Raw genomic sequence first — 10,986 nt, 5'->3', positions numbered from 1 at the left:
CTGCTCTCTCCTCCGTCCTGCCAGACGGATCGTGTATTGGTGACACGAGACAGATGGGGACGGCCGGCGGAGGACCTCAAACAGGCTCTAAGGCGCAGGAAGGCATCACATGAGCGCCATCGACAATCTGCGCGCCGCGATCGAGGCCGCCGCCGGAGGTCAGCCCTTTCCCCTCGATGCCGCCTTTCTGACGGCGGGCCTCAACGATGCGGCCGTCACGGTACCGCCCGAGTACGACGCGTGGCTGCGCCAAGCGTTCTTTCTGACGCTGCCGGCCGACTTCACCGTCGCGGTCGCCAAGGCCGATGTCGGCAAGGTGCAGGGCGCTGCGTTCACGGTGAAGCGGGCGACCGTCCCGTTCGTCGGCGCCAAGGCGCCGCTCGCCGCGCCGGCGACCTTGGTCTTCACGGTCGACGGCGGCAGGCTGATCGTACAGGTGGAGACCACGCCGGCCGGTTGGACCTGGACCGATTCCTTCGCCTTCATGGGCGCGTTCCCATTCGACCAGTTCGCTGTTTTGAGCGGCGTCGCCTTCGTCTTCTCCAGCGAGGCCGGCACCTATCCCTACGGCGATGGCGCGGGGCGCAGGGTGTCCGGCGGCGCGGTCCAGAATCTCTCCGCCACGGTTGCGCTGCCCGCGATCGTCGCGCCCTTCCTGCCCCTGTTCGATGGGCTCGCCGCGCCGGCCGGCGCTCTGCTCCTGAGCGGACCGCTCAACATGGGCGCGTTCGACGGCCAGACCGTTCTGTTTCCGCCGGGGCGCCTTTCGGCGACCATCCAGAACGGGACCTTCGATCTGGTCTATCTGAAGGTGCAGGATCCCAGCGTCACGATCACGATCCCGGCGCCGGATGGGTCGAGCGAGGTGGGCGGCGTGCTCCTGCTCGCCGATCCCGACGAGGATCCCGACGCCGGGGATCAGGCGCCGACGCTCTCGATCTCGTCGCGCTTCGATGTCGGGAACGAGGGGATCTACGCGCTCGACGTCGCCGTGACGCCGGGCGACACCACGCGCTACACGATCGCCCTGTCGGTGGCGCAGGACGGCAAGCCCATCACGCCGGCGGGAATCATCCAGCTGATGGGCGGGAATGGCGGCTATCTGGCCGCCACACCGGACACGGTCCAGCAATTCCTGACCTTCGTCGGCCTGAACGGATTCTCGATCTCGGGCAATCTGGGCGCCTCGTCCAAGGTGACCGCGCTATCGGTCGATATCGGCAGTTCGAAGAACACCAGCTGGACGATTCTGCCCGATCCCACCGGCGCTCTCGACTTCACGATCACCAGCTTTTCCCTGAACTGGTCGATGGCCTATCCGTTCGATCCGCCCGCACGCCAGCAGCTCTACGACTTCTCGACGCAGTTCACGCTGACCACCAGCGTCTTCAAGGGACCGGGCGGCGAGGGTGATGGGGTCTTCTCGGTCAAGTTCAATTCGCAGAAGCAATTCTATGCGGGATTTGCCGGAACGGCGAAGCTCAGCGATTTCCTGGCGACGCTCTCGGGCGGCGCGGTGGTGCTCGATCGGGCGAGCGCCGGTGACCTCGAACTGTCCGACATCGCGTTGGCCATCGATTACGGCGCACAGAGCTTCAGTTTCAGCGCCGGCTTTAGCCTCGAACTCAATCTCCTGCAGGTCGATGGTGAGCCGATCCTCGCCGTGCGCGACGGCACGGTGCGCGTCGCCGCCAAATCGCCGACCCAGACCAAGGGCGGTGCCAACGCGACGACCCTGCTCCAGTCGGCCATCGTTCAGTCGCAAGGCCCGCGAGCCCTCGCGCGGGTGACACAGGCGGAAACGGCGACGCAGTGGCAGGCCGGAATCGACGGCTTCCTGCAGGTCGGGCCGTTGGAGGCGGGCGTCAGCGTCGCCTACGATGGGTTCGTGTCGCCCAAGCGCTGGAATCTCGGCGCCAAGCTGTCGCGACCGCTTCCGCTCTCCGCGCTGGTCAACCAATATTTCAGCCCCGGCTCCGCTTACGGTTTCCCCGACTTCATCCCGGGCCGTCTCGTCATCTCCGCCTTTGCCATCGACGCCGTGATTCCGGCGGAGACCGGCAAGCTCCAAGCGAGCTACGACATCGTCACCGCATTCAGCTGGACGTTCGAGTTCGGCGACCAGACCGTGGGGATCGATCCGGCGAAGCTGAGCCTGAGCTACGACGGCAATCAGCCGGCCCGCCAACAGTTCTCCGGCTCCGCACAGGGCACCTGGATCTACTCGGCGATCAATCTCAGGCTCACGATGGGCTATCAGTTCGTGCCCACGGCACAGGGCACGAACAACATCCTGTTCGTCGATTGGGAGGGCTTCCGGGCCGAGTGGCAGAGCGGCAAGGAGCTGGTGACCTTCAGCCTGAAGGGCTGGAGCATCGGCACGCTGATCCAGGCCCTGGTCCGCACGCTCGGCAACCCGTACTTCACACTCGATTCCCCCTGGAACCTGCTCGACCAAGTCTCGCTGGATGCGCTTCGCGTCAACGTGTCCTTGAAGAGCGGTGAAAGCTTCAGCCAGCGTCTGTCGGCGAGCTACGCCTTGTCGAGCCCGATCAATCTCGGCTTCATCACGATCACTGCGCTCACCTTCCGCCGCGACACCAACGGTCAAGTCACGCTCGCCATCGAAGGCGCGAGCCCGCTGGCCGCTGCCAATCCGGCATTCAAGAACCTGCTCGATCCCGCCAAGGGGCAGGATGTCCAGAACCTGCCCCCGGTGCCCGGCCGCGGCGAGGAATGGTTCAAGCTCTTCCTCCTGGTTCTGGGACAAAGGGTCGGCATCACCGGCCATGCCAGCTTCAAGAACACCAAGGACGTGATCTGCGCGCTGCAGAACGTGCCCAGCACGACGGGAAAGACCAATCCCGTCGATCCGAATGCCGACAAGGGCGGCGGTAAGGGACTGCCCTATTACAACCAGTCCAACAACTGGATGATCGCGGGCCATCTGGGGCTGATGAAGGTCGGCAATACGTGGTCGATCGACGTGATGATGGTGTTCAACGATCCCGACCTCTACGGGCTCCGGCTGGCCCTGGCCGGGGAGAAGATGGGCGGGCTCGCCAACCTCGTCGTCGATATCCTGTACAAGAAGATCACCGACGACATCGGCGTCTACCAGATCGAGTTCACCTTCCCCGACATCATCCGCAACCTGAATTTCGGTGCGGTTTCGATCACGCTGCCTCAGCTCGGGATCAAGGTTTACACCAACGGCGATTTCTTCATCGACATCGGCTTCCCCTACAACCTCGATTTCCAGCGCTCCTTCTCGATTTCGGTGATCGTCTACGGCGTACCGGTCCTCGGTGCGGGCGGCTTCTATTTCGGCAAGCTTTCCAACGCCACCTCGACCCGGATTCCGAAGACCGATTTGGGCACCTTCGACCCGGTGATCGAGTTCGGCCTCGGGCTTCAACTGGGCCTCGGCTACAACTTCCAGAAGGGACCGCTCAAGGCCGGCTTCGCCCTGACCGTGTTCGGCATCATCGAGGGTGTGATCGCACCCTGGCACCCCTACGATTCCAGGGGCACCGATCTGGTGCGGGCGTCCAGCAAGGGCGCTTTGCAGAGCGACTACTACTTCAAGGTCTCGGGCACCGTCGGCATCATCGGTCTGCTCTACGGCAGCGTCGAATTCGCGATCATCTCGGCGTCGGTGAACGTCAAGATCGTCCTGTCGCTGCAGATCACCTACGAGTGCCATCGCGAGATACCTGTCGTCGCATCGGCGAGCGTGACGATCAGCCTGAAGGTCAAGATCGACCTCGGCCTGTTCTCGATCTCGATCAGCTTGTCCTTCTCCGCCAGCGTTTCGGCGACCTTCGTTCTCGGATCGAACGAGACGGCGCCCTGGGAGGTCGGGAGCGAGAGGATGCACGAGGTGCTGGCAGCACCCCGCCGTATCCTGCGCGGTCCCGACGCCGCGCAGCGGCATGCGCGGAGGCTCCAGCCCCGGCCCAAGCGGCTCGTCGCCTCTGCGGGCGAACGACCCACGCTCAGCCTGCTGGCGGGCGCCCAGTACACCGTCCTGGCTCCCGAGGGCGCCAGCGATCCCGCGCAGAACCAGGGAGCGTTCGTCTTCCTGCTGGCAATGGACGCACCCGATCCTGCCGCCGGCGCGACCGGGACGGAGAGCACCTCGTTCGACCGGCTCGCCCAGACCTACTTCCCGTGGATCATCGACACGCTCGGCAACGGCCGGGGCGACACGGTCGATCTCGCCGAGGCGCTGGCGGCGTCGGTGACGCTCGAGCAGCTCGAAGCCTACGTCACGCGGCTCGCCGATACCGCCCATCCGGTCTTGACGATTACCCAGCTTCTCCAGTTCCTGGCGGACGGCTTCAAGCTCGACATCGAGAATCCCGCTGCCGCCGAGGCGAGCGGCCTCAAGGATCGGCTCGACAAGGGGTCGGCGCTGTTTCCGGTGTTCGACGGCCTCTTGGTCGCCGCTCCGAGCGCTCAGGGCGGCGCATCGAGCATCGATTTCGAGACCTATGCGACCGCGACGCCGGCCTATGCCGCGGCGGTCAGCGCGCTGTTCGCGGAGGTCGCCGCGAAGATCGATGCGCAGAACCGCGAGCAGCCCCGCGCCGCGACCCTCGACGAGACGGCGGAATCGATCGCGGCGCTCGTCTTCGTCGACAGCTTCACGCTCATCGCGCGCCAATTGCTGCAGGCCGGCGCCGACGCGCTGAAGGGCTACGCCTACCCGCTCCAAGTGAGGAGTTCGATCGCCGCGATCCTGGCCGAACTCAACGGCGTGCCGGGCAACGCGCTGACGATCGCGGATGTCGCCCTGCCGAATGCCGGGCATGCACTCGGCGCGCGATTGCCGCTCACCATCGGCGGACTCTCCTTCGTCACGCAGGCCGGCGACACGTTGCAGAGCGTGGCCGCGCGCTATTCGGATTCGAATGCACCGGCCCGCTGGATCACCACGCCGGCCGACCTCATCGTCGCCAACCGTGGCCGGCACATGCTGCAGGGCGCGGTCGCGTTGGATCTGGTCGACAAGGATGGGCGCTCGCACGGCGTCGTCACACGCCAGGGCGACAGTTTCGACGACATCGCCGCGCAACTCGGGCCGATCACGATCGACGCGCTGGCCGCGCAGAGCGTCCTTTACGCCGTCACGGGGCTGCTCACGCCAACCCTGCCGATGGCGATCCCCCCGATCGCCTATACCAGCGCGGGCGACGGCGGCGCGTCGACCGACACGCTCGCGAGCCTCGCCCGGCTGTTTTGCACGGACGCCACCGCGATCGCCGCTGCCAATGCAGCGGTCGAAGGCCTGTTCTCGCCCGCCGCGGAAGGCGGCCTGCTCACGGTCGCCAATCTGCAGGCGCTCCCGGTCGGCGCGCTGTGGAGCGCGATCGCGGCAACGGGCCAAGTCGGCCAGGTCGCGGGCATGGTCTCGCGCTTCCTCGTCTACGGCCTGCGACTGCCGAGTCAGGCCGGGCTGAGCCTGTCCGGCGACTTCCTCTATCCCGCCGGCCAATCGGCCTACGGGGTCTATCAGCTCACGGGCCAGCAATTCCCGGTACCGGCGGCCGCGACGTCGTACGGCATCACCCTGTCGCGCGCCGAGAGCAGTCACGGGGTCAGCCTCGATTTCGTCGGGTTCGACGGCGGGTCCTCGACGTCCATGGCGATCGACCTGAGCGCGGCTTACTCCGCGCTGCTGACGGTGGTCGGCTGGGCAAGGACGCCGGGCAATTTCGCGCCGGCGCCCGTCTTCGCGGCGCTGCCGCTGGCCGAGCGGCAGCCCAAGGCGTTCACGGCCGGCGGCTATGCCCGCTGGTCGAGCGGATCGATGCCTCAGCTGCAACGGCTGACGGACCGCACCGGAACGGTCTCGTTCGGCGAAGCCGCGTCCGCCGCGCAGGTTCAGCCGACCTTGTGGGCGCTTCCGCCCGCACAGATGAACCTGGTCTCGGCGCGTCAACAGGCGATCCGGGCCGCGGTGCCGGGCATCCGCGACACTTACAAGCTGCTGCCGCAGTTCCAGCCGCAAGTCGGGACCACCAACCCGGCGACGGGCCAGACCCGTTACCGCGCGCTCGAGAGCTGGGCATGGTGCACGCGCCTCGACATCGAGATCAAGCGGATGCCGGACGCGCAGCAGCTCGCCCGGCAGACCGGCGCCGGCGAACTGCCGGGCGGCCCGGCATCGGCCCCGTCGCTGCCCTTCGTCTACGAACTCGTCGGCCCCAATTCGGCCGACGGCGTCCGGCTCGAACGCATCCTGACGGCGATGGACGAACTGGGCGAGGACATGGCCTCGGCCGTGTTCCTGCTCTACAACCCGTCGGGACCGGGCACGCCGATGCTGGTGACGCCGGCGGACGGCGACTTCCTCGCCTTCATCACCCAGACCAATCTCTCGACCGAGACCAATCCGCCCGCGCGCAGCGTCCTCGCGCTGGCCGCAGGGGCGCCGCCGCGCGGCATCGCCAACACCCCCGCGGAGTTCATCCGCCTGCTCTGGGAACTGAGCACCGTCCGCAGCGGCGGCTATTACCTCTACTATGAGGACATGGCGTCGGGCGCGGGGCTGCCGGCCGCCCTGTTCGACGCCTCGGGCTCCGGCACCGTATCGATCGTCGTCACTTTCGCGGCCTCGGGTGCCGCCTCGTTCGGCGAGACGCTGCCGAATTTCGTCACCTCGTTCGTGACCACGGACGCGATCGATCCCCGCAACGACGCGATCCAGACGCTCTCGCTGGCCTCGACCGGGCCCACGGCGCCCCTGACCGCCGAGGATTCGCTGAACACGCTGTCCGCCATCTACGGACCCGGGCCGGGGCGGCTCGCCGAAGCGAATGCCGGCACCACCCTGGCGTCAGGCGCATCGATCCCCATCCGCGGGGCGCTGCGGCAGCTCACCAATGCAGATCTGGTGCGCAACGGCAGCGGCACCATCGACGCCGCCGCGACCCTGGACAAGCTGGCCGCCCTGTTCTCGGCCGGAGCGGTGCCGATCAGCGGTCAGGACATCGCCCGGTACAATCCTGGCGTAGCGGTGGCCCTCGCAGCGGTCTTCTCCATCCCCGAAGTGACCTACAAGGTCGATCCGCGCGCGGCGCCGGGCGCGCGCTTCGACAGCATGGCGGCGTATTACGGTGTGAGCCTCGATCTGCTGGCGCGCGGTGCGGCCGATGCCGCCGGCCTCTTCCCGGCGAACGCGCCGATCTCCCTCAATCCCGAGATCTTCGATCTGCGCGATCAGCTGCCGCCGCCCAATCTGGGTTTCGCGCTGAGCCGGGTCAATTTCGGTCTCCCGTCCGATCAGCCGACGGATCCGAACTTCGCCCGCGATACGCTGTACCAGCTCTATACCTCGCTGGCGGCGGGGCTGGCGGGCAACGTCTTCTACAAGGCGAGCCCGCTCGGTCTTCCCTTCGGTCCGCAGGACCATGGCGACGACCTGCGCGAACTGTTCCAGAGTCATGCACGCGCCAGCGATGCGCGCGGGGCGCGGCTCGCCGCCGTCGCGGAGGCCGATCTGGACTATCGCCAGTCGCTCGGAATCGGCAGCGAATTCGCGCTGGTCAATGCCGCACCGATCCCGAGCGATCCCGAACTGCCGGGCAAGGACGCCAATCCCTATCTCGGCATCGGCACCACGGCGCAGGTGGCGCTGCAGTGGCGCGACATCTTCGGCAACACCATCGTCACTCCGTTCGAGGCGCCTTCGCCGAGCTATGCGGGTGCGCTCGACGGCTCGGCGGTGCCGATGCTGTACCGCGACCGGCTGATCGGACTGGGCGGCTGGAGCAACACCAGAGCCAGCTACACGTACGAGGCCGGCAGCGGTGTTGCGCTGAAGCTGAGCTTCGCGCTCAACGGCAGGGCCTATGCGGGTGACGCCGGCCGGGACCGGGCCGAATGCGACCTGAAACTCTACACCCGCATCTACTATCAACTGCATCAGGACTATTCGAACCTCGCCGTATCCGTGCCCGGCGTCTCGGGAAATGCCGTCACCATGCGTGTCAGCAATTCGCTGCTGGCGGCCTCCCAAACCACCCTCGACGAGGCGCAGGCGGACTCGATCCGCGGCTATGTTCGGGCCTGCCTGCTCTATCTGAAAGCCATCGCGGCGGGCGGGTCGGGGACAGCACCGGAGGCGACGCTCACCGTACCCGTGGATGTGAGCGCTGTCGCGGCCGGCAACATCATCGAAATGGACGTGGCGCTGACGCTCACCCGCAATCCGCTCCTCGTCGAGCCGGCGGTGGCGGCGCTGCGGGATGGCGCGAGCATCTCGGGCGCGATCCTGCCGCACGCCGATAGCGACGCCAACGTCGCCTACACCGCCTTCAGCACGACGTTCGAGCAGATCTTCCAGACGGCCGACTGGTACCTCAAGGTCGGCGAAGGCCTGTCGCGCCTCGGTGAGGATGCGGCGGCCGGCACCCAGCAGCTATGGGCGGTGCGCTTCGGCAAGACGGCCGGGACAGGCATCTTCTTCGAACTCGGGACGCAACCGAGCTACTATGCGCCCAAGCCCGTCGCCCGAGCGCTGCAGGGCGGCGCCGTGACGTTGATCAGCTACGAGACGGGAGAGAGCCAGACGCTCCACCTCGACGGCATCGACCTGAACCAATGGTTCCAGTCGGCCCTCGACGCGATCGACGGATTCCTGTCCGCCACCTATGCGCCCCACGCCTTCATCCTCGACAGGCTCGACGGTGTCGCGGACCCGCTGAAGGACGGCCTGCTGGGGCAGGTGCTGGCGACCAAGGACGCGCTTGCCGGCTCGATCAGCGGAGCGGCATGGCCGGTCCTGTCGACCAGCGCGACCGATCCGTCGACGCGCAGCGCCGCTGCGGAGAAGTTGCGCCAGCAATTGCTCAACCAACTCGGTGCCGCCTATCGCGGCGGAGCCGCGGTCGTGTTCGGCCTCGGCGAGGTCAGCGGCGCCTCGGGCGTCGATCCCGCCGGGCCGCCCAACCTCTACGGACAGCCGAGGGGAGTGGTCGAGGGCGCTCCCGACAACACGAACTTCTCGCTCACGCCGACGCGGATTCCCCTGGGTCCGGTGCGGCAGGACAAAGCGCTGCATGAGCCGCGGCTCGCCTTCGTCTTCGTCTCAAAGGACGTCGAAGGCCAAGCCTATGTCCCGCTGACGCTCGATCTGCAGATCAGCCATCTCGAATTCGAGCGCGCCACGGTCCCGGGGATTGAGGGCTATGTCGAGTCGCGTTGGCTTGCCTTCGTCAACGGTCCGTTTTCCTACACACTCGGCGACGGTGTCTGCGACATCCCGGTGGTCAATCGCAACTTGCCGACCCCACCCACCGTCTCGGGTCAGTCGGCCGGACAATTGACCGGCCCGAACCCTGGGGCGGATGCCGAGGCCCTGACCAAATGGGGCTATGCCTTCGAATATCTCTACCAGCAGGCGGCCTCCGACGCGGTCTCCCATACGATCGAGTACAATGGATCGGGCGATACCGGTTCGAACGGTGGCGAGCGGGATGTCGGTGCGGACCTGTTCACCGCGCTCGCGCAATTCATCGCGGATCAAGATGCGATCCTGCGTGACCTGAACCTCTACCTCGCCAAGATCGACGGCAAGGAGCCCGACCCGGCAATCCACGACGGCGCGAGGAAAGCCGTCGCGAGCTTCGCCGCTCAGACCGCGGCGATCGCAACGGCTTATGCCGAGAGCCTGAAACCCCGTTCGCTCGCGGCCGAGGTCGAGCCTGCGCGCGTCATCGTCGCCTTCACCTCGACGCTCGATGCCACCGAAGAGGGCCACGCCCGCGTCAACCTCGTCGCTGTCACGATCAACGGCGCGGCGGCCACCTGGGATTCGAGCACGGGAACGATCTCGGGCGGCGGGATCGTCCTGCCGTCACCGGTGATCGCGATCGAGCCCGACACCTATGCTGCGCGCGCCGTGCCCCAGGATCGGCTGCCTCCGGGCGTGACGATCGCCTATCTCTACGCTCGGGAGGTCGATGGCACGACCGACTTCCTCTCCGAACAGCAGGCGCTGGGCATCGCCCGGCGCGAAGTCTCGATGGCACCGCTCGACGTGCTGTCGCTGCAGAGCGGATGGGCTTCGGTCTACGTTCAACGCAACCTCGCGCTCTTCCCGATCGGCAGCCTGAAGTCGGTCCGGACGAACGATGCCTTCCTGTTCCAAACGCCCGAGGTCCGCTTCGCCGAACCGATCGTGCCGCGCCTGAGCTACGAGCGCTTCTCGCTCGACGCGATGACGGGGGCGACGGGGGATCTGGATGCGCGGCTGACCTCGTTCTTCGCGTCGCTCTACGCGGGCGACGCCAAGACGGCCGTCGATGTCTCGATGCAGGGTCTGTACAGCTACGAGCTGGTTCCGGGCCAACCGTCGTTCCCCCGGGTCCGCCTGCCGATCAACCTGCTGACCCCGTCCCCCAGCGTGGTGGATCCCGATGTGAAACCGGACTTCATCGCTCCGTTCGCGACGGTGGTGGCCGATTGGCGCGCCACGCACGGGCCGACGACCGACGGCGCAGCCCGCTTGGAGATCGAGCTCAAGGTGTTCGGCGCTGTCGGCGAGGCAAAGCAGCCCCTGATCCAGATCGGACAGCTGACCCAGGACGCCGAGCGCGACCCTGCCCGATAGCGGTAGTGGCCAGCCCCGTGCTGCGCATCAGCCGGGCTATCGCCTCCCGCTGAACCGGTCGCCGATCGACGAGGTCACGATCCCCGTTGCGAGCCGCGCCGATGTCCGGCTCGCAGCGGCGCGGCTTCGTGGTCCGACCGGGCGCCTCGAGATTTTTCAGGCGGGGCTGTTGACGTTGGCGGAGGTGGTCCGTAGAAGCTGCCTCACCGACGGGGCGCCGCGGTCCACCACTTGGTGGACAGGCACTTCGGGGTCTTCGGACGATGGGGTGGAGCGGAGCTGATCCGGGTGACTGGATCGGGCGATCGCTGTCCTTCATGGTCCGGGGTGTCGGCGCTTCCGAACGCTTCGGTGTTCGCTCGGGG

1 protein-coding gene is annotated in these 10,986 nt (G+C 67.0%); it reads left to right on the top strand.

All coding sequences use genetic code 11. The features are described from left to right. Positions 1–109 precede the first annotated feature (109 nt). On the top strand, positions 110–10,621 hold the full coding sequence (locus ACPCJR_RS26145; RefSeq protein ID WP_391516461.1) for a hypothetical protein: 10,512 nt from the start codon (positions 110–112) through the stop codon (positions 10,619–10,621). Positions 10,622–10,986 lie beyond the last annotated feature (365 nt).

It is taken from the genome of Methylobacterium sp. NPDC097929, from assembly GCF_049543375.1.
GTDB lineage: Bacteria > Pseudomonadota > Alphaproteobacteria > Rhizobiales > Beijerinckiaceae > Methylobacterium.
This window is presented reverse-complemented; position numbering and strand designations above follow the sequence as displayed.

Excerpts from the sequence above, each read along its gene's own strand:
- ACPCJR_RS26145 (WP_391516461.1), top strand. The coding sequence starts at position 110 with ATGAGCGCCATCGACAATCTGCGCGCCGCGATCGAGGCCGCCGCCGGA.